General features: G+C 60.1%; 14 protein-coding genes. 10 read left to right on the top strand and 4 right to left on the bottom strand.

Features of this window, described 5'->3' with window-relative positions; all coding sequences use genetic code 11:
• Window positions 1-158: 158 nt before the first annotated feature.
• Complete coding sequence (locus JNK74_19665; GenBank protein ID MBL7648403.1) at window positions 159-2,777, bottom strand: circularly permuted type 2 ATP-grasp protein; 2,619 nt, start codon at window positions 2,775-2,777, stop codon at window positions 159-161.
• A 261-nt stretch (window positions 2,778-3,038) separates the two neighbouring features.
• On the opposite strand from JNK74_19665, the gene JNK74_19660 reads away from it, so the two are divergent.
• From JNK74_19660 to lipB, 9 genes are all read left to right on the top strand, one after another.
• A complete protein-coding gene (locus tag JNK74_19660) occupies window positions 3,039-6,338 on the top strand; it encodes a transglutaminase family protein (protein MBL7648402.1) in 3,300 nt (1,099 codons plus the stop codon).
• 91 nt (window positions 6,339-6,429) lie between these two features.
• Window positions 6,430-7,866, top strand: a complete 1,437-nt coding sequence (locus JNK74_19655; protein MBL7648401.1) for a circularly permuted type 2 ATP-grasp protein — start codon at window positions 6,430-6,432, stop codon at window positions 7,864-7,866.
• A 22-nt stretch (window positions 7,867-7,888) separates the two neighbouring features.
• Window positions 7,889-8,908, top strand: a complete 1,020-nt coding sequence (locus tag JNK74_19650; protein ID MBL7648400.1) for an alpha-E domain-containing protein — start codon at window positions 7,889-7,891, stop codon at window positions 8,906-8,908.
• A 271-nt stretch (window positions 8,909-9,179) separates the two neighbouring features.
• On the top strand, window positions 9,180-10,106 hold the full coding sequence (gene lipA / locus JNK74_19645) for a lipoyl synthase (GenBank protein ID MBL7648399.1): 927 nt from the start codon (window positions 9,180-9,182) through the stop codon (window positions 10,104-10,106).
• Complete coding sequence (locus JNK74_19640) at window positions 10,096-10,350, top strand: lipoyl domain-containing protein (GenBank protein ID MBL7648398.1); 255 nt, start codon at window positions 10,096-10,098, stop codon at window positions 10,348-10,350. Before lipA ends, JNK74_19640 begins: the two co-directional genes overlap by 11 nt.
• Window positions 10,351-10,521: 171 nt before the next feature.
• Window positions 10,522-11,799, top strand: a complete 1,278-nt coding sequence (locus JNK74_19635; GenBank protein MBL7648397.1) for a homoserine dehydrogenase — start codon at window positions 10,522-10,524, stop codon at window positions 11,797-11,799.
• 52 nt (window positions 11,800-11,851) lie between these two features.
• Window positions 11,852-12,955, top strand: coding sequence for a threonine synthase (locus tag JNK74_19630; GenBank protein ID MBL7648396.1), 1,104 nt, complete (start codon window positions 11,852-11,854; stop codon window positions 12,953-12,955).
• A gap of 119 nt (window positions 12,956-13,074) precedes the next feature.
• Window positions 13,075-13,740, top strand: coding sequence for an HAD family phosphatase (locus JNK74_19625; GenBank protein MBL7648395.1), 666 nt, complete (start codon window positions 13,075-13,077; stop codon window positions 13,738-13,740).
• The gene (gene lipB / locus JNK74_19620) at window positions 13,733-14,374 is read left to right on the top strand and encodes a lipoyl(octanoyl) transferase LipB (GenBank protein MBL7648394.1); all 642 of its coding nucleotides are present in this window, start codon (window positions 13,733-13,735) and stop codon (window positions 14,372-14,374) included. The genes JNK74_19625 and lipB overlap by 8 nt, the downstream gene beginning before the upstream one ends.
• Before the next feature lie 43 nt (window positions 14,375-14,417).
• Here the strand turns inward: lipB and JNK74_19615 are convergent, their stop codons facing one another.
• From JNK74_19615 to JNK74_19605, 3 genes are all read right to left on the bottom strand, one after another.
• Entirely contained in the window at window positions 14,418-15,446 is a 1,029-nt protein-coding gene (locus JNK74_19615; protein ID MBL7648393.1) for a tetratricopeptide repeat protein, read from the bottom strand.
• Window positions 15,446-17,074, bottom strand: a complete 1,629-nt coding sequence (gene hflX, locus JNK74_19610) for a GTPase HflX (protein MBL7648392.1) — start codon at window positions 17,072-17,074, stop codon at window positions 15,446-15,448. The genes JNK74_19615 and hflX overlap by 1 nt, the downstream gene beginning before the upstream one ends.
• A gap of 131 nt (window positions 17,075-17,205) precedes the next feature.
• Complete coding sequence (locus JNK74_19605) at window positions 17,206-18,183, bottom strand: sugar phosphate isomerase/epimerase (protein MBL7648391.1); 978 nt, start codon at window positions 18,181-18,183, stop codon at window positions 17,206-17,208.
• 842 nt (window positions 18,184-19,025) lie between these two features.
• Between JNK74_19605 and dprA the strand changes: the two genes are divergently transcribed.
• A partial coding sequence (gene dprA / locus JNK74_19600) for a DNA-protecting protein DprA (GenBank protein MBL7648390.1) occupies window positions 19,026-20,079 on the top strand: 1,054 nt, incomplete at its 3' end.

Genomic DNA, 20,079 nt, shown 5'->3' with positions numbered 1-20,079 from the left:
TTCGGTACTTCATTGGCCCTCGGGGAATTGAGAATTGTGAATTATGAATAGAGAATTAAGAATCACGCATTGGAACTGGGAACGGTGAGAGGCGCGGAGTATTCTTCGCTTTCCCTCAAATACTTCATTCACTATTCTGAATTCACTATTCACCATTCTCATCTCAGTTCTTCCAGTGGCCGCGCGGGAGCCGTGTGGATGAAATAGCGCTGCTCCAGCAGGTCGGCAAACTTCGGAAGTTCCGCGTGGAGTCTCAAGAGCAGCGCATGGAGTCCTTCCCGAACGCCGTCCTCGTCGGCCTGGGCCAGATCATTGGCGTCGGCCGCCCGGATTTCGGTGTTGATACGTTCGATGATGCGCTCTTCGCTGTTAAAGAGGCCCGCGCCACCGGCTTTGGGCAGGCGCTTCACATGCTTGATGAGCTGGTTCAATTGATAGGCGACCGAACGGGGATTCGTATCGTCGCACACGAGAAGATCGATGACCGGCGCCGCCTGAAACACGGAGCCATAGCGGGCCCGGTAGGTCATGGGGCTGTCACAGATGGCCAGCAACGACTGGAGCAGGGCCTCCTCGTGTTCGGTGGCCCGTTCCAGAGTCTGAAACACGACGTTGGTGGTCTGGCTGCTTCGTTCGAGGCGTCGTCCCATATCCAGAAAGACCTGACCGGATTCCCGGGTCATGTTCTCACTCAGCAGTCCACTGAAGGCCGCAAATCCCCTCACGAGCTGGTTCATCGCGTAGAGTGCCTCACCCAGGCCCGGCCGCGTACGGCGCTCCTGCAACTGCATGAACTCCAGTGTAAAGCTGTTCAGGATTCGCCAGTCATCTTCGGAAAAGCGCTCCCGCACGACCCACGCCGTGCGGCGGATCGCCATGATATTGCTGACCACGGTGTTGGGCTGCTGCGCGTTGAACACCGCATCCAATATCACCGTCTGCACACGATCCAGAGAGGCGAGCCAGTCATAGGCGCCTTTTTCATCGCTCGCCTGCCGGGTCCACATGGCGCTCATCTGCTCGTCGGCCTGCTTGCCGAAGAGTCCCCTCGGCGCGGCGCGCAACAGCGAGCGCAACTCACCGATACTGCGGTAGCCGGCTTCGTCCGTGCACTGATTGAGCAGATAACGCAGGAAACGCACCGTAGCCTCGGCCCGCTCGCAATAGCGGCCCAGCCAGAGGAGATTCTCCGCCAGGCGGCTGGACAAGTTGCCCGGGGAGCGCCGGATCACCAGGGGCACACCGCGATCCTGAAGGAGACTCCGGAAGGGCGTCTCCCCTTCCGTCATCACCCAGATATCCTTGCTTCCGCAACCCTGCTGCATCGATATATCGAAGATGTCGTCTTTGGGGCTGACGCGCGCGAGGCCCCCGGGCAATACGCGAATGCTGTCCCGCGTTTCGCCGCCCACGGCATAGACACGCAGCACCAGACTGTTTGGCACCAGGTGTTCCCCCGTAAACACGGGCGCGGTTGACGGCGACACGGGCTCCACGGAGACAAAATCATGGGGGCGTTCGCGCCAGTTGGCCCGCCACCGATCCCGTTCCAGTTCGGACATCTCACCGGGCTTGATGGCGTGAATGGCGCCGGTTGCAAAGGCCGGCAGAAGGCGGAGGGACTCAAAATGGTTCTCCATCCACGCGCGATCCTCGGCGAAGGCGCCCCAGCGTGCGGGCACCGAGGGCAGGGAAAGATCGCCGCCGGTGAGATGGCGGGCGACGGCGGGCAGAACGGCCGCGAGGGCGGGAACTTCCAGCATGCCGCTGCCCACGGCGTTGCATACCGCCACATTACCACTGCGCACCGCCTGAAGCAGTCCAGCGAGGCCCAGGGTCGAGTCCTTGCGAAGCTCCAGAGGATCACTGAAGGCGTCGTCGATGCGCCGGAGCAGCACATCGACCTTTCGCAGCCCCTGAATCGTCTTCAGGTATACATGGTTGTCGCGCACGGTGAGGTCCGCGCCTTCCAGCAGATTGATTCCCAGATAGCGCGCCAGATAAACATGTTCGAAGTACACTTCATTCAGGGGGCCGGGCGTGTGCAGAACGATGGTCGGGTTGGGGGCGCCGCCCGGCGCCATCTCCCGCAGGGTGGTGTGAAATGCTTCGTAGAAAGCGGCGAGCCGCTCCACCTTTCCTTCGGAGAAGAGGTTCGGAAAGGTCTGGGCCATGACGACCCGATTTTCCAGCGTGTAGCCCGCGCCCGAAGGGGCCTGGGTCCGATCACTGTAGACCTTCCATTGGCCGGAGGCATCTCGGACCAGGTCCACGGCATAGCGTGCGATGTGGCCATGGCGCGCCGGTGGGATGCCATGGCAGGCCCGGTGAAACTGGGGGTTCGCGTAGACAAATTCTCTGGGCAGCACACCGTCGCGGACGAGGTTTCCGGGGCCGTAAACATCGGCCAGGATCTGGTTGAGCAGGTGCAGGCGCTGGCGCACGCCCCGTTCTATATGAGCCCACTCCTCCACCGGCAACACCACGGGGAGCACATCCAGGGCCCACGGTCGATCCATGCCCTTGGCGTCGCTGTACACGTTGTACGTAATACCGTGCTGGCGGACCATGTCTTCCGCCTGTCGGCGACGTTCCGAGAGGGCCGAGGAGGGCAACTCGCCCAGGACTTCCGTGATCCATTGCCAGTGCGGACGGATCTTGCCGAGCGGATCCAGCAGTTCGTCGTTGGATCCGGCGACCGTGCTGTATTCCTGTATGAGGCTGTTCAACGTCCCACTTGGCGACTTCGCCCAACGGCTTCCTTGCTCTTGAAACATGCTCTTTCCCAGTACCCGTTGCACACAAAGCTCTAACCCGTCTACGGAGCAAGGTTTGTGCCATCAAATTGCACTGGCACAGTACTTGCTCTATACCGTCGAAGTCAATGTGCCCGCTACTTCCGGGAAGTCGGGCCCGATTATGGGCCGGGTCCGCACGCCGGAGCGGTTTCGCACTGATTATCAACGTTTTTGCCCCTATTTTTAAACGTTGTACTCCGATTTACCCCGTGAATCGGGCACAGGAAGAGAGCTGATTGTATGGGCGTTCGCGTCGCGTTGCATCACCGAACAAGCTACGAATACGACCGTTTGGTAAGATTGTCCCCCCATATTGTAAGATTACGGCCCGCGCCACACTGCCGGACCGCCGTCAGCAGCTATACCCTGAAGGTCCAGCCCCGCGAACATTTCCTGAACTGGCAGCAGGATCCCCATGGCAACTATCTTGCTCGTCTGGTCTTTCCCGAGCCGGCCGATTCCCTCATTGTAGACGTGGACCTCGTGGCCGAACTCGCGGTAGTCAATCCTTTCGATTTCTTCCTCGACGACTATGCCAACACCTATCCGTTTTCTTATGACGAGGCAACGGCCAAAGATCTGGCCCCCTACCTGCTCATCCAGCCTCCGGGCACCCTCATGTGCAAGTATCTGGCAAGCGTCCCCCGGGAAAAGCAGCAGATCATCGACTACATTGTCGCGGTGAACCATCGCCTGAGCCAGGATATCGAGTATCGGATTCGCATGGAGCCGGGGGTTCAGACCTGCGAGGAGACCCTGAAGAAACGCAGCGGATCCTGTCGCGATTCCGCGTGGCTCATGGTTCAGATCCTTCGCAACCTCGGTCTGGCGGCACGCTTCGTGAGTGGCTACCTCATTCAGTTGGTGCCGGACGAAAAACCGCTGGAGGGTCCGGCGGGTGCGACCCAGGATTTCACCGATCTCCATGCCTGGGCTGAAGTTTACCTCCCCGGCGCCGGCTGGGTGGGTCTCGATCCTACCTCGGGGTTGCTTGCGGGCGAGGGGCATCTGCCCCTGGCCTCCACCCCGGACCCGGTTTCCGCCGCCCCCATCACCGGTAGCACGGGCATCGCCGAGACGACGTTTACCTTCGACATGTCGGTCCGTCGGGTCTACGAGTCTCCCCGTGTGACCAAGCCCTTTTCACCCGATCAGTGGATCCACATCGACACCCTGGGCCAGACCGTCGATCAGAAACTGGAGCGGCTCGGCGTTGGCCTGACCATGGGCGGCGAGCCCACCTTCGTCGCGGCGGAAGATCGCGAGAGCCCCATGTGGCATGGCGAGGCGCTGGGCGAGGGCAAGTACAACCTGGCTTTCCAGCTTTTTGAGCGGCTGTGTAAGCGCTTTGCCCAGGACCCCCTCCAGCATCTGGGCCAGGGGAAATGGTACCCTGGCGAACCCCTGCCCCGGTGGTCCATGGACTCTTACTGGCTCGACGACGGCACGCCGCTCTGGCGCGCTCCGCGTTGGCTGGCCAACCCCCTTCGGGACTATGGAATTACCGCGGATCACGCGGAGCTTTTTGGCGAGCACCTGACGCGCGTGCTCGGCGTGGATCCCTCATACCTGATTCCGGGCTACGAAGACGCCTTTTACTACCTCTGGAAAGAGCGGCGCCTGCCGGTCAACACCGATCCCTTTGACAGCAAACTCGATGATCCGGTAGAGCGGAATCGTCTCGCCCAGATCTATGAACAGGGCCTGGACAGCGTAACCGGCCTGGTGCTCCCGATTCGCGTGGAACCACGCGACGGCAACCTGGCCTGGAAAAGCGGCACCTGGCACCTTCGCTCGGAGCGTCTCTACCTGCTGCCGGGCGACTCTCCCATGGGGTTCCGTTTGCCGCTGGATGCCCTGCCCTACGAGCCCGAGCTCGCGCGACACCAGGTTTTCGAGCGCGATCCGATGGGGGCGCCCCCGCGAAACGCCATCGCACCCTTCCGGGTCGAAGGCCCACCCGGACGCGCCCACGCGCGGATGGAGCAGAACATTCTTCTGGAGGGTTCCGAGCAATGGGCGCCCGTCATCCGCACGGCCCTTTGCGTCGAACCGCGCAAGGGACGGCTTCACATCTTCATGCCGCCGGTGGAAACGGCGGAGGCCTACTTTGCCCTCGTCCGCGCGGTGGAAGAGACCGCCGCCGCACTCGAAATGCCGGTCATCATCGAAGGCTACTCCCCGCCCTTCGATCCGCGCCTCTCCCATTTCAGCGTCCAACCCGACCCTGGTGTGGTCGAAGTCAACATCCACCCGGCGAAGAATTGGGGGCAGTTGAAGGAGTTCACCACCACGCTCTACGAGGAGGCCCGCCAGTGCCGTCTCAGTGCGGAGAAATACGGCATCGATGGACGGGCCATGGGCACCGGAGGCGGATGCCACATCGTACTGGGCGGGTCCACGCCGGCGGAAAGTCCCTTTCTGCGTCGCCCCGATGTACTCCAGAGTATGCTGAATTTCTGGAACAATCACCCGAGTCTTTCCTACCTCTTCAGCGGCAACTTCATCGGGCCGACCTGCCAGGCCCCCCGCATCGACGAGGCCCGGAACGATCTGGTCTCCGAGCTTGAAGTCGCCTTTGAGCATCTCCGCGGCGTGGAGAACCCACCCCCCTGGCTGGTGGACCGGGCCTTCCGCAATATCCTGGTGGACGTTACCGGAAATACCCACCGGACCGAATTCTGTATCGACAAACTCTTCTCCCCGGACTCTTCCCGGGGGCGCCTTGGACTGCTGGAGTTGCGCGCCTTCGAGATGCCACCCCATCCCCAGATGAATCTGCTGCAGCAGTTACTGATCCGCAGTCTTGTTGCGACGTTCTGGGAGCGGCCCTATGATTTTCCGCTGGTTCGCTGGAACACCGCGCTACATGATCGCAATGTGCTTCCCTATTTTGTCTGGGAGGATTTTAAAGACGTGCTGCTGAACCTGCGTCGCCAGGAGATTCACTTCGAAGACGAGTGGTTCTCGCCCCAATTCGAGTTTCGATTCCCACTCTATGGTGAAGTGGCCAAAGCGGGGGTCCATCTCGAGTTGCGTGGTGCGCTCGAACCCTGGCATGTGCTCGGCGAGCAACCCGGCGCCGGGGGTACCACCCGATTTGTCGACAACTCGCTTGAACGTGTCCAGCTTCGCGTGCGCGGGCTGATCGACAGCCGCCACAAGGTCGCCTGCAATGGCGTGGAGGTACCGCTCCATCCCACCGGCACGGCCGGCGAGTTTGTTGCCGGCATCCGCTTCAAGGCCTGGTCCCTGCCTAATGGCATGCATCCCAACGTGCCCACCCATGCGCCCCTGGTTTTCGACCTGCTGGACACGTGGAACGAGCGCTCTCTGGGCGGCTGCACCTATTGGCCGGCCCACCCCGGCGGCCGCAATTACGAAACCCACCCGATCAATGCCTACGAAGCGGAGTCCCGCCGCGAGGCCCGATTCAGCCCGATCGGGCATACCCCGGGCCACATGAAACTCAAGCGTGCGGAATGCTGCGCGGAATACCCGTGGACCCTGGATCTCCGGAGGGATTTCACGCCCCCCTGACTACCCCTCAATAACGCAACAAAAGTCTGAACGCAATTCACCCCTGTGCGAAACACGATTCCTTTAATTCACCCAAAGAAGGATACAACCCATGAAGATTCTCGACGTCTATGAGACCGAGGGCTTTTTTGACGAGATGCTCGATAACACGGGCGCGCCGCGCTCCGGCATGAAAAATATAGTGGAGAAACTTGTTTCCATCAGTAAGGAAGATTTTGTGAAGCGCCAGCGCAGCGCGGAGCGCACCCTGCGCGAGCTCGGAATCACCTTCACGCTGAAAACGGAAGACGGAAATACGGAGCGTATTTTCCCCTTCGATCTGATACCCCGAATCATCCCGGCCGCGGAGTGGAACTGGATCGAGCAGGGGCTCAAGCAGCGAATCTTCGCGCTGAACGCCTTCCTCCAGGACATCTATAACGACCAGAAGATTCTCAAGGACAAGGCCATTCCCGAGACGCTGGTCAAGTCCTCGGCGGGCTTTCGCAAGGAATGCATCGGCCTTAAGCCGCCGCGGGGCATCTGGGCCCACGTGACCGGTACGGATCTGGTTCGCGATAAGGACGGCCAGATTTACGTGCTGGAAGACAACTTGCGCTGTCCCTCCGGCGTGTCCTATGTGCTTGAGAACCGCGACATCATGAAGCGGACCCTGCCGAACTTCTTCGGCGTCGGCAAAGTGCGCCCCGTGGAAGAGTATCCGAGCAAGCTGCTCGAGATGCTGCTCCACCTTGTGCCCGAAGGCGTGGAGCGCCCCACGGTGGCCGTGCTTACCCCCGGCATCTACAACAGTGCCTACTATGAGCACTCGTTCCTCGCGCACCAGATGGGTGTGGAACTGGTCGAGGGTCGCGACCTGGTCGTCATGGATGGCTACGTGAAGACCCGCACGACCCGGGGCTTCCGGCGCGTGGACGTCATCTACCGACGCATTGATGACGATTTTATCGACCCTCTCTGCTTCCGACCCGACTCCTGCCTGGGAGTGCCCGGTCTGATGGACGTCTATCGTGAAGGGCGGGTCGCCCTGGCCAACGCCCCCGGTACCGGCGTTGCCGATGACAAGGTCATTTACGCCTACGTTCCCCAGATCATCAAGTACTACCTGGGTGAAGAGGCCATCATTCCCAATGTACCGACCTATCTCTGCGACAACCCGGAGGACCTCGGCTACGTCTGCGACAATCTCCAGCACCTGGTGGTGAAACCGGCCAACGAGTCCGGCGGAGCGGGCATCATGGTGGGTCCCCATGCGACCCGTCTGGAGCACGACGCCTACCGGGAACAGATCAAGCGCAATCCGCGCAATTACATCGCCCAGCCGACCCTGAGCCTGTCACGCCTTCCCACGCTCTGCGAGGACGGCTTCGAAGGGCGTCATGTGGATCTGCGTCCCTATGCCCTCTATGGTGAAGACCAGTATGTGCTTCCGGGCGCCCTCACACGCGTCGCCCTGAAGAAGGGCTCGCTCGTGGTGAACTCATCCCAGGGCGGCGGAAGCAAGGACACGTGGGTTTTGGCCGAATAGTCCAAGGAAGGAAGTACTTCTTATGCTGAGCCGTGTCGCAGAATCCATTTACTGGATGTGTCGTTATATGGAGCGGGCCGAAAACGTCGCCCGTGTCGTCAATGTAAATTGGCACCTCACCCTCGATGCCTCGTCCGAGCCCCAGTGGGGTCCGCTGATCAGCATCATGGCGGACGAGGACTATTTCAACGAGCACTATTCCGGGGTCTCGCAGGAAAATGTGGTGCGGTTTCTTGCCTGTGACCGCAACTATCCCAACAGTATTTACAACTGCCTTCGCCAGTCCCGTGAGAATGCCCGCTCCGTGCGCGAGATCATTCCCTCGGAGTTGTGGGAGCATGTGAATAAGTTCTACCAGGAAGTGGAGCGGGCAACGCTGACCAACGAAGTGCTGGAGTCGCCCCACGAGTTCCTGGAATTCGTGGTCAAAGGCAGCAACGAGTTTATCGGGCGAAGCTACACCACCATGATGCACGATGAGGGCTGGCATTTCAGCCGCATCGCGCGTATGCTGGAACGGGCGGACAAGACCTCGCGTATTCTGGACGTGAAGTACTTCTATTTGCTGCCCCGTGTGGAGGATGTGGGATCGCCCTACGACAACATCCAGTGGTCCGCCCTGCTGCGAAGCGCCAGCGCCCTTCAGGCCTATCGCCAGCATTACGGGCCCATCACGCCGCCCAACGTGGTCGATCTACTCCTCCTGGGCTATGGATTCCCCCGCTCGGTCAAGTACTGCGTGGACCGGCTTCAGAGTTCAATCGCCTACGTGTCCGGTTCGCCGCCCTTTCTATACACCAACGACGCCGAACGATGCTGCGATCGGCTGCGCTCGAATCTGGCCTGCGCCCGGGTCGAGGATATCATGAAGTCAGGCCTGCATGAGTTTGTTGACTCCCTCCAGATTCAGTTGAATGACATCGGCAACGCCATCCAGAAGCAGTTTTTCGACTTTCGCGAAGTGGACGAGCCAGTGAAGATCCCGGGGAAGCCACTGGACATGCCGGTCGTGCACGAGGAGCCTCAAGTGCAGATGCAGTAGGCGCAAATCAGGAAGCAGGAAGCGTTTTGAGGGCGACTTATGGGTCGTATGGGTCTTATGGGTCTTATGGGTCGTATGGGATCTCAGTCTTCATACTGACCCATAAGACTTATAGGACCTATTCTTCATCCTTCATCCTTCATCCTTCAACCTTCATCCTTCATCCTTCATCCTTCATCCTCACCCCGCTATTCAATCCCTGTGTCCCGGCGTGTTATACTCTCCGCCCGTATGGGAATCCCCATCTTAACGCACCGGTGTATATATCGTTATGAGCAAGACACAGCCCCCCAAGACCTTTCCCGGATGGATCCGTCAGCCGTGGCCGTCGGGAGAAGCCTTCAGCGAAGTGAAATCGCTGCTGGGCGATCTCCGGCTGCACACCGTCTGTCAGAGCGCCCATTGTCCGAACCAGTCCGAATGCTGGGGCAGGAAAACCGCGACTTTCATGGTGATGGGCAATACCTGCACGCGCCACTGCTCTTATTGCGCCGTCAACAGCGGCAAACCGGGTGAACTCGATCTCGACGAGCCCGAACACATCGCGGAGGCGGTTAGACGCCTGGGGCTGAAGCATACCGTGCTGACTTCGGTCACGCGCGATGACCTCCCCGACGGAGGCGCCGGCCACATCGCCCGGACGATCCGCGCGATCAAGGCTTCCACGCCGGAGACCACGATCGAAGTGCTCGTGCAGGACTTCGATGGAAAGCGCGAGGACATTGCACGGGTGCAGGCCGCAGGTCCAGAGATTTTCAGCCATAATATCGAGACCGTAAAGAGCGTTTTTTCGCGAATCCGGGATCGCCGCTTTACCTATGAACAGTCCCTGGAAGTCCTGCGCATCGCCCGGGAATACAGTGAGGGACGCTTCATCAAGTCCGCCTTCATGCTGGGCTGTGGCGAAACGCCCGCTGAAATCGAAGAAACTCTACGGGATCTCAAGGCGGCGGGTTGCGATGCCGTAAGCATCGGACAGTACCTCCAACCCACACCCAAGCACTTCCCGGTGCAGGCCTACATTGCCCCCGAACAGTTTAAAGAAATTGAGGCGCTGGCGTGGAGCATAGGTTTCGGATTCGCCGTCGCCGGGCCCTTCGTGCGGAGTTCCTATCGCTCCGAAGCGCTCTTGGAATCGGCCTACGCCCAGTCGCGCATGGCCGGGAATGAATTGAATGGAGCATCCCATGCGGATTGAGATTACACTGCCCAGTCTGGGTGACGACGACGATGCGGTAACCGGCGGAACGATTACCGAGTGGTATGCGGCGCCCGGGCCCCTTGCGGAGGGCGATGATCTTATCGAGCTTACGACGGACAAGGCGGCATTCGTCCTCCCCGCGCCCTGTAGCGGCGCCCTCGTGGAGCACCGCGTCCAAGTTGGCGACAAGGTCAAGGTGGGCGATGTGATTTGTGTTATTGACGTGGAGCAGGGCGCATAGGAATGCCCTGTGGTATGTGGCGCGCCGTGCCGGCGGTGTTATTGCGCCGAGAGGCGCGTTGCTGATCGGCGCTATCGTAAATTTCTGTGAAATATGAACCGGCCCCCCGGCCGGACCAGCGTGCATTCCTCTCGGATACGCACGGCATGAAAGATTGAGAAAGGACAAGCAATGGCGGTAAAGGTAGGCGTAATCGGTGCCGGCACGGTGGGTGGAGGCGTGATCGAGACGCTCATGTCCCATCAGGGTGTTGTTGCCGACAAGACCGGCGCGGAAGTGCGGCTGGTCCATGTGGCGGAATTGAATCAGAGTCTTCTGGCCAACTTCACGCTGGATGGAATCACGGTAAGCAATGACGCGCGCACGCTGATCGCGGACCCGGAAGTCGATGTGGTCTGCGAGCTCATCGGCGGCTACGAACCCGCGCGGACCTTTATCCTGGAGGCGCTCAACAGCGGCAAGCACGTCGTGACCGCGAATAAGATGCTTCTGGCCAAAGCCGGTCCGGAGTTGACCGAGGCAGCGGTGAAAAACGGGGTCGAACTCCGCTTTGAAGCGGCGGTTGCCGGCACCATCCCCATCATCAAAGCGATCCGCGAAAGCCTCGCCGCCAACAATATCCAGGCGGTGTACGGCATTCTCAACGGCACCTGCAACTACATTCTGACCAACATGGCGATCGCGGGACTCGATTTTGATTCCGCCCTTCAGCAGGCCATTGAGAAAGGTTTCGCGGAGACGCCGCCGGACCTCGATATCGAGGGCCACGACACGGCCCACAAGTGCCAGATCCTGGCGAGCCTTTGCTACAGCACACCGGTGAAGCTGGAAGATATCTATGTCGAAGGCATCACCAAGGTGACCCACCTCGACGTGGCCTATGCCGCGGAAATGGGCTATCAGTTGAAGCTCCTCGCCGTAATCGAACGGGCCGACGAGGATATCGAGGTTCGGGTCCACCCCACCCTCGTGCCCGATTCCCATCTTCTGGCGGCGGTGAAGTATGAGTTCAACGCCGTCTACGTGAAGTCCGACATCGCCGATGGCACGCTTTACTACGGGCGGGGCGCGGGGAAATTCCCCACGGCCAGCGCCGTCGTTGCGGACATCGTCGATATCGCGCGGCTCAATGGCGCCCCCGCCCGGGCCCCTTTCCGTTACTCGCACAACTTGAAACTTCGCGACGGCGGTCTCCTGAAGGGGCGCTTTTACCTGCGCCTCACCACGGAGAACCACCCCGGAGTGCTCGGCACCATCTGCACGATTCTCGGGAAGCACGGCGTCAGCATTTCATCGTGCATTCAGAAGGAAGAACAGGAAGCGGTTCCGGCGCATGTGGTGATCGTGACCCACGAGACGCTGGAAGCCAATGTGCAGGCCGCAATAGCCGAGATCGACGCACTACCCATCATCGATGAGCCGACCCACATGATCCGGATCCTCGCCTGAACCCGACTCCAAACTCCAACACCGATTTTCCCCGAAAACTCGAGGTACGCCGATGCGCAATGAAGGCCTGATCAACCGTTACCGACAGTACATGCCGGTTAATGACAATACCTGTATCATCACCCTCAACGAGGGATCCACGCCGATGATACCCGCCTACAACCTGAGCCGCCTGATTCATCCGAAGCTCGAAATCTGGCTCAAGTATGAAGGCCTGAATCCCACCGGCTCCTTCAAGGATCGCGGTATGACCATGGCCATCACCAAGGCCGTGGAAGAGGGCTACAAGGCCGTCATGTGCGCCTCTACGGGCAACACCTCGGCCTCCGCCGCAGCCTATGCCGCCCGTGCCGGTATCCGCTGCGCCGTGCTCATTCCCGAGGGGAAGATCGCGCTCGGCAAACTCTCCCAGGCCATGATCCACGGCGCCCGCGTCATCCAGATCAAGGGTAATTTCGACGACGCCCTGGCGCAGGTTCGCAAGATCTGTGAGGACAACCCCATCGCCCTGGTGAATTCCGTGAATCCCTTCCGCATTGAAGGCCAGAAGTCCGGCGCCTTCGAGATCGTCGACGATTTCGGCGGCGTCGCCCCCGACTTCCAAGCCATGCCCGTGGGCAACGCGGGCAATATCACAGCCTATTGGAAAGGCTACACGGAGTACCTCCAGGCAGAAAAGAGCCCGAACCGTCCCGTGATGCTCGGTTTCCAGGCGGCCGGTTCCGCCCCTATCGTGCTCGGCCACCCCGTGGACAATCCCCAGACCTTCGCCACCGCCATCCGCATCGGCAATCCCGCCAGTTGGGAAAGCGCCGTGGCGGCCCGCGACGAGTCCGGCGGCCTCATCGAAGCCGTGACGGATGACGAGATCCGGGACGCCTACCAGAAAGTCGCCGCTACCGAGGGCGTCTTCTGCGAGCCGGCGAGCGCCGCAGGCATCGCGGGCCTGATCAAGTTGTCCGCCGCAGGCTACTTCGACGACAAGACGCCGGCTTACAGCGACAAGATTCGCGTTACGTGTATCCTCACCGGCCACGGCCTCAAGGATCCCGACAATGCCATCAAGTCCGCCGAGGCCCCCCTTACCGTGGAGAACGATGAAGACGCCATCCTCGACGCCATCGGCCTGGAGGCGGAAGAAGAGCTGGCCGTCTAGAAGACTTATCAGACGGATCGGCCCGATCTAAGACAGCCCAATGGTCCTTAAGTCCCATAAGACCCATAAGACCCATAAGACCCATTCGCAATTATCTCACATTGGAGAAGTTTCCCCACATGAAGGGCTTGATTTTCGACGTAGACGGCGTCCTTGGCGACACCGAAGGCTTGAGCGTTATCGCCACCACGAAGATGTTCAAGGAATTATACAATCTGGACGTTCAGCCGGAGGATTATATCCCTTTCATCGGCACGGGTGCGGAACTGTATTGTATTGGCCCCGGAAAGAAGTACGGAGTTGATATCGATGTCGCCCTGGCCGTGGAAACGCGCCACAAGTATTTCCTGGAGCTGCTGGTTACCGACCCGGACATTTCCTTTCCCGGAATCCATACCCTGATCGAGGCGGCCCACGCCGCGCCCGACTGGAAGCTCGGCATTGCCACCTCCAGCCCCGGCAAGAAATCCGCCCAGACGTTGAAGTCGGCCCGGGTAAATACCGACCTCTTCGACGTTTGGATTCACGGCGATATGATCACGAAAAAGAAGCCCGATCCCGAGATATATCTGCGTGCCGCTCATGACCTCGGTCTGGACCCGGCGGTGTGTGTTGCCGTGGAAGACTCGATTCAAGGCGTCGATTCCGCTCGCAGCGCGGGGATGAAAGTGCTCGCGGTAACGAATTCCTTCACCGCGGAGGAACTCCATCTCGCGGACCGTATCGTCCCCACCCTGGAAGGCGTGACGCTGGGATCGATCGCCGAACTTCTCGGCAATGGCTGACCGCCAGATAGAGACCATCCGAATTATCGAGCCCCAGCCGTATGCCGCCATGCTGGAACGCCAGTTGTCCCGGCACCGGGCGGTCGTCGCGGGTGAAGTCCCCAACACGCTCTTCTTGCTGGAGCACAGCCCCGTTGTTACGCTCGGGCGCGAGGCCCATGACGACAATCTGCTGCTAACCCAAGCGGCCTATGCGGCCGAGGGCATTGATGTCGTCGAGACGAGTCGGGGCGGCGACGTGACCTACCACGGCCCAGGCCAGCTTGTGGCCTATCCCATTCTCAATTTGAACGCCTGGAGACTGTCGGTCGGCTGGTATCTTCGTACGCTCGAAAGCGTGCTCATCGATCTACTCGCGGAATACGGGCTTCGGGGGGAACGGGTAGAGGGGCTGACGGGGGTCTGGGTCGACGGGGCCAAGGTGGCCGCCATCGGTGTGGGCCTGAGGCGCTGGACCACGTTTCACGGCATTGCCCTGAACGTTGACCCGAATATGGCGCATTTCAGAACGATTGTTCCCTGCGGAATTTCGGACAAGCCCGTCACATCGCTCGCCTTGCTCCTGGGTTCGCCCCCTTCCCTGGAGACATGTGCGGCGGCCTTCGACCACCACTTCCGACGCCACTTCGGCTGAGGATCGGGTGCGGCGCAAACCAGGATTGCCCGCGCTCAAGTGCTCAACGAAGCATGCCCTTGCCCTGGCCGGTCTGCGGCGCCTGTTGTTGCTGGGCCGCCTGCTTAAGTTGCTCCAGTGTCTGCTGGATCTGGGGCTGGTCCGCTTTCGCGCGCAGAGACGCCTCGCAGGTTTGAATCGCGCCGGCATAGTCGCCCAGTTGAATCTGGATCGCGCTCTGGAAATTCAAAATGTCCACACGCTCCGGAGCCAGACGTCCCGCGCGCTTCGCCGCGAGCACGGCCTCTGGAAATCGCCCGGCGATGTACATCAGCCTGGAAAAGGAAAAGTGGTTTTCCGCCGTGTCATCGAATTCCCGACGGGCGAGTTCGAAGTCAAAGAGCGCGGAACGGACCATCGAGCGGAGCAGCACGTCGTGGGGTTGGGCTGCCCGTCCCACGCGCTCTACAATCGCGCCCGCGCCCGCGATATCGCCGGCGTAGATACGGGCCGCGGCGTCCCCCAACTGGGCGGGAACATGGTCGGGATTCGCAGCCAGCGCGGAGGCAAATGCCTTGCTCGCGGCTTCGGGCATCTCCCGATCAAGATAGTATCGACCAAGAGCAAACCAGGTGTCCGCGGACTCCGGACTTGTGCCATCCAGGGCCGTGGATTTCAAAAGGGCTTCAACGCCCCGTGCATAGTGAGAAGGTCCCGTGGCCAGGCACATTTCGCCATAGATGCGCCAGAGAGCAGGGCTTTCCACGCCCTTGTCCAGGGCGTTCCGGGCGATTTCGGCGCCCAAGTCGTCGTCGCCCTCCAATTTGAGGACCTCGGCATAGCTGAATACGATGGCCGGATCCGTGCTGTCGTCGGCCCCCGACGCCTCGAAGGCCTTGCGAGCTTCCGCGAGGGTCGCCAGGGATTTTTCCCGCAGGGCCTCATAGGCCGCGGCGTCCTGGCGGTTCAGGGCGTCCTGCAACTCGGTCAAAACCATCCGGTACGAGGCCAGGTGCTGCCGCGCCTCCTCCACCGATGCCGTGGCGCTCAGGGCGCACAGCAAAGTTCCAAGGGTAAGGCAAATGGTTCGCATTAGTGCGCCGGCGTCAAGTCTTGCGACCACAGGTCGGCCTCCATCTGGTTCAAAAGGTCGGCAAAGGAATCCCGATCAAGGGCACTGATGGGGAATCCCTGAAATCGTTCGGCGAGTCCCTGCAATACATCGGGATCGCATTTATCCTGCTTGTTCAGCACGTAGTACGTGGGCTTCAGGTCCAGCTCCAGATCGCGGAGCAGGCTGAAGACGGTCTCATACTTGTCTTCGAGATCCGGACATGAGGCGTCCATCACGTGGAGCAGCAAATCGGCGTCGTGGAGTTCTTCGAAGGTGGTACGAAAAGCGGCCATGAGATCCTTCGGAAGATCACGGATAAAGCCCACCGTGTCGGTGATGATAACTTCACGTTCCTGGGGAAAGCGTATCCGGCGCGACACGGGGTTGAGCGTTGCGAAAAGCGCGTCTTCAGCCGTGACGTCGCTGTTGGTCAATGAATTGAGCAAGGTGGACTTGCCCGCGTTGGTATAGCCCACCACGGCCACGGTGGGCACGCCCTTTCGATGGCGCACTCCACGTCGAAGTTCGCGACGCTCCCCCAACTTGTCGACTTCGCGCTCCAGACGGGCGATTCGATCGCTCGCGCGTCGGCGATCCACTTCCAGCTTGGTCTCGCCGGGACCGCGACCGCCGATGCCGCCGGTCAAACGGGAAAAGGCGGAGCTCTTCATGCCCAGAAAGGGCTGGCGATAGCGGAGCTGGGCCAGCTCCACCTGGAGTTTGCCCTCCCGGGTTACGGCGTGGAGCGCGAATATATCCAGAATCACCTGGGTTCGATCCACCACCTTCAAATCCGTCAACTCACTCACGCTTTTCATTTGCGAGGGCGTCAGGTTGAGATCGAAAACCAGCGTCTCCGCCCCGACCTGCATGGCTTTGATGATCGCCGCTTTAAGTTTGCCCTGGCCCATGACATACTTGGGATCGGGCGTGCGGCGCTGTTGCAGTTCGTGGACGACGTTGATGCCGGCGCTGCGGCACAGCTCGCGCAACTCGTCGAGGGAGTCCTTGGCGGCAATCGGCGCTTTCTCGGAAATATGGACGACGATGGCCCGATCGTCGTTGCCCTGGCTGTCGCGGCTCCAGCTCTGGCGCGCAAATTCATCTTCCAGCGCGTCGATAAAGGCGGGAAAATCATAGGGCAGCTCGTGCACCGAGCGGTATTCGTGCTTTTCCCAGGGCTCGTCACCCTCGTTTGCGGGCAGCAGATTGGCGCTGAAGACCTTGCCCGGCAGACCGTCCGAACCCACGCCGATGGCCACGACACTGTCGAGACGCAAGAGCGCCAGGTCGGTCAGGTCGTCTTCACTGAGGGGTTCGCCGTTGAGGTGCGTGTGAACGAGACGCAGCCCGCAGAGACGGTTGCGCCCCTTGCGGTCGATATCGGGCAGAAAGACGGACTTGGCGTCGCCCACGACTACGGCGGAAACGCGCCCTTTGCGCTCGATCAACAGACCGATCTGGCGATTCAGTTCGCGGGCGAGCTCGGTGATGGCCCGCGCCAACTCGGGCGATATGAGGCTCTCCGACGGGGTCTTGCGTTTGGACAGGTTCTCAAGGAGCCGGATATGGCTGGCCTTGAGACCGGTAGTATTGCCACTTAACATTGGGAATCTCTCCTGACTTGTATGGGTTTGGGGCCTGGGGTGATCCTACTACGGCGCGCGAAGCCCGCACAACAAAAAATCGACCCTGTTCTGTAGAACAGGGCCGATTATGCGCACTTTGTAAGGCGATGCTACTGGAGCATGACGCGGCGGATGATGCGCTGCGACTCGGTGGCGTCCAGAGTCTTCTGCGCCTTTCGCAATTCGGAGGTGTCCAGCTTCTCCAGCTTCTTAAAGAGGATGCTCAAGTTGCCGATGGCAATCTGGAGCGCGTGGGTCGGCTCGATGCGCTGGGGCACCATGTCAATGGTGAAATAGCCCTTGTACTTCGAGGACTTCAGGTAGAACAGCGCTTCCATGGTCTCCCACAGGTTCAGGCTGCCCGGCATCATGCCGTCGTCCCAGAGGCGGTAGCCATCGCTGAAGTACATCTGGAACAACTTGTTCGAACGCGTCAGGAAGGCGATGGACTCCGCCGGGTTCTCGCCGGACATCATGGCGTGGGAAAAATTCATGGCCACACCCACGTTCTTCATCGCGATTTCCTGGCACATGGAAAGGGCCTTGCCCACCGTCGCCACGGTCAGATGCTTCCGGGGTTCGCGAGGCTTGTAGGCGATCGCCACGTTAATGTCCGGCGAGGCGTACTTCGCAATCGTCTTGATGGAGGATATCACGGTGTTCCAGTGGGCCGTGTAGTCCACCTGGAAGGGGTAGTCGAAGCCGTCGGTGTAGAGGCGCAGCGTGATTTCCGTGGCGCCCAGCGCACGGGCCAGATCGGTCGCTTTGCGGCCTTCATCGATCGCGGCGTTACGGGTCTTCTGGTGCTGGTGGCCGAAGCCGGAGAGGGCGAAGCGTCGCGTATGACCAAGATTCGTATTCACGCCCGAGCACAGAAGACCGTTGTCCTTGAGTATGCGCTTCATTTCCTTTACGGGCATCTCGGAGGAGATATCCGTCTGGCTCACTTCCACCGCCTTGAGGCCCTTGATCTTCGCGGCCAGGGCGATCGCCTCCGACACCTTAGGGGATTCACGGTATCCTTCCGGGCAGAACCGGTCGGGGTGGTGGGAAAACACCCAGAGTCCCGTGGAGAATTTCATGGTCATTATGGTCTCCTGTAACATAAGATTGGCCTTTCAGGTGGCCGGGTTTTGGAATTGCATATAATGCGTGGTTGCCTTGGGGGCCCAACCGTGCAGGCGACGCTGCAAGTCAACTCACAAAACGAGGGGATTTCAGAGAGTGTCTATCCAAGGATTCGGATAGTGGGCCATACATTGGGCGCATTATATGCGATAACTATAGGATTGTCAATAGGTTCACTACCTTAAGGGGGCGAAAACTCATCCATTCCTAACCCGTTTTTTCCAGAAAAACCCCCTGCAAACATGTTTGTTTGCAGGGGTTTATAAGACAAAAAAAGAGGCGAGTGCAAACAGCGGGGGAACTGTTATAATTGCACTCGCCGGTGGTGGGAACCAGTCATTTCTGACTGATGGCGTCTTCAGGTCAGGGGGAATGACCTTTGTCGGACGCTACTAATGAAACACCCTCTTTCCCGTTATTTATTCCCGATCCAGGGTGGATCTGAATATTTTTCCTTTTTATTCTCTATCTCCTTCAAATTCAACGGCTTACGCGAAATAATGTGTCCGAAAATCGGACGCGGCTCAATTTTTTTTCAAAAAAACTTCGGGAATTGAGTGATTTTCCTGCCGGAATTACTATAACTGCGGTGTGAACGTCGAGAATTCATTGCGACATGGAAGGGCCCTGAATCTCTTGACAAAGGCGCGGCCCTTTGAGGTCTTCTGTCAACAAACTACTTCACCACGGGAGCGTGGTGAAACGCCGGGGTTGACCCATCCGCAAGGCCTCGTGCATAGTATCGAGCATGTCAATTTCAGCAAACCAACTCGAGTGGCTGACCCTGAAAATGATTCCTGGGGTGGGCACAACATTATTCATCCGACTGCTGTCGCGCTTCGGCACGCCGGCGGACGTATTGGGGGCCTCGGAAGCAGCCCTGAGCGACGTTGTGGGCCCGAAGCTGGCCGAACGCATCCGGGCCTATCGGGGCGTGGTGGATGTCGACCGACAGCTTATGCACCTCGCCCAATACGGCGCATCCCTGTTGACCATGGATGATCCGGCCTATCCCCTGCGCCTCGCCGAAATCTACGATCCCCCCCTGGTCCTTTTCTGCCGGGGAAGTCTTGCCGAGGCGGACCATCAGGCGGTAGCGCTGGTGGGTACCCGCAAGCCCACGGCCTACGGCGCGCGCATGGCCCGCAATCTCGCCTATGAACTGGCCTCGCACGGCATTACCATTGTCAGCGGGATGGCCGAAGGCATCGACACCGCCGCCCACGAGGGGGCCATGGAGGCCGGTGGTCGTACGATCGCGGTGCTCGGGTGCGGTGTCGATATTGTTTATCCCCCATCCAACGCGGCGCTGATGCACCGGATCGTCCAACACGGCGCGGTGGTATCGTCTTTCGAGATGGGGGTGAAACCTTCCAAGGGCCATTTCCCGTATCGCAATCGGATTATCAGCGGACTCTCCATGGGTACCGTGGTTGTTGAGGCGCCCATTGGGAGTGGCGCCCTGATTACCGCACGCAATGCCGCGGAGCAGGGCCGCGAAGTCTACGCGGTACCCGGCGAGGCCGGCGCCTACAACAGCCGGGGTCCCCACGCCCTCATTCGCGAAGGGGCCAAGCTGGTGGAAACGGCCCAGGATATTCTCGTAGAGCTTGATATAGAGGCCGCGAATCGTCCGCCCGCCCGTCAGAATACACCCGCGCCCCGCGATGTGGTTGCGCCGCCTCCCCGACCCGCCGCACCGGCCGTCGCGTCACCGACGGGCCAGGCGGCTTCTACCCCGTCTCCCGCAGCCAACGTGACACCGCTGGAGCGCGCCGTGCTCGATGTGCTGAGTCAGGATGGTTCCTTTGTCGACGAGATAGCCGCCGCCGCCCGAATGTCGGTATCCGAAGCCC

The sequence above is a fragment of the Candidatus Hydrogenedentota bacterium genome, from assembly GCA_016791475.1.
In the GTDB taxonomy this organism is placed as follows: domain Bacteria; phylum Hydrogenedentota; class Hydrogenedentia; order Hydrogenedentales; family JAEUWI01; genus JAEUWI01.
Note: the sequence above shows the minus strand (reverse complement) of the source record. Positions and strands in the feature narration are given on the sequence as shown.

Bases quoted from the DNA above. Each gene is read 5' to 3' on its own strand.
- JNK74_19665 (MBL7648403.1), bottom strand. From the start codon at position 2,777: ATGTTTCAAGAGCAAGGAAGCCGTTGGGCGAAGTCGCCAAGTGGGACG.
- JNK74_19660 (MBL7648402.1), top strand. From the start codon at position 3,039: ATGGGCGTTCGCGTCGCGTTGCATCACCGAACAAGCTACGAATACGAC.
- JNK74_19655 (MBL7648401.1), top strand. From the start codon at position 6,430: ATGAAGATTCTCGACGTCTATGAGACCGAGGGCTTTTTTGACGAGATG.
- JNK74_19650 (MBL7648400.1), top strand. From the start codon at position 7,889: ATGCTGAGCCGTGTCGCAGAATCCATTTACTGGATGTGTCGTTATATG.
- lipA (MBL7648399.1), top strand. From the start codon at position 9,180: ATGAGCAAGACACAGCCCCCCAAGACCTTTCCCGGATGGATCCGTCAG.
- JNK74_19640 (MBL7648398.1), top strand. From the start codon at position 10,096: ATGCGGATTGAGATTACACTGCCCAGTCTGGGTGACGACGACGATGCG.
- JNK74_19635 (MBL7648397.1), top strand. From the start codon at position 10,522: ATGGCGGTAAAGGTAGGCGTAATCGGTGCCGGCACGGTGGGTGGAGGC.
- JNK74_19630 (MBL7648396.1), top strand. From the start codon at position 11,852: ATGCGCAATGAAGGCCTGATCAACCGTTACCGACAGTACATGCCGGTT.
- JNK74_19625 (MBL7648395.1), top strand. From the start codon at position 13,075: ATGAAGGGCTTGATTTTCGACGTAGACGGCGTCCTTGGCGACACCGAA.
- lipB (MBL7648394.1), top strand. From the start codon at position 13,733: ATGGCTGACCGCCAGATAGAGACCATCCGAATTATCGAGCCCCAGCCG.
- JNK74_19615 (MBL7648393.1), bottom strand. From the start codon at position 15,446: ATGCGAACCATTTGCCTTACCCTTGGAACTTTGCTGTGCGCCCTGAGC.
- hflX (MBL7648392.1), bottom strand. From the start codon at position 17,074: ATGTTAAGTGGCAATACTACCGGTCTCAAGGCCAGCCATATCCGGCTC.
- JNK74_19605 (MBL7648391.1), bottom strand. From the start codon at position 18,183: ATGACCATGAAATTCTCCACGGGACTCTGGGTGTTTTCCCACCACCCC.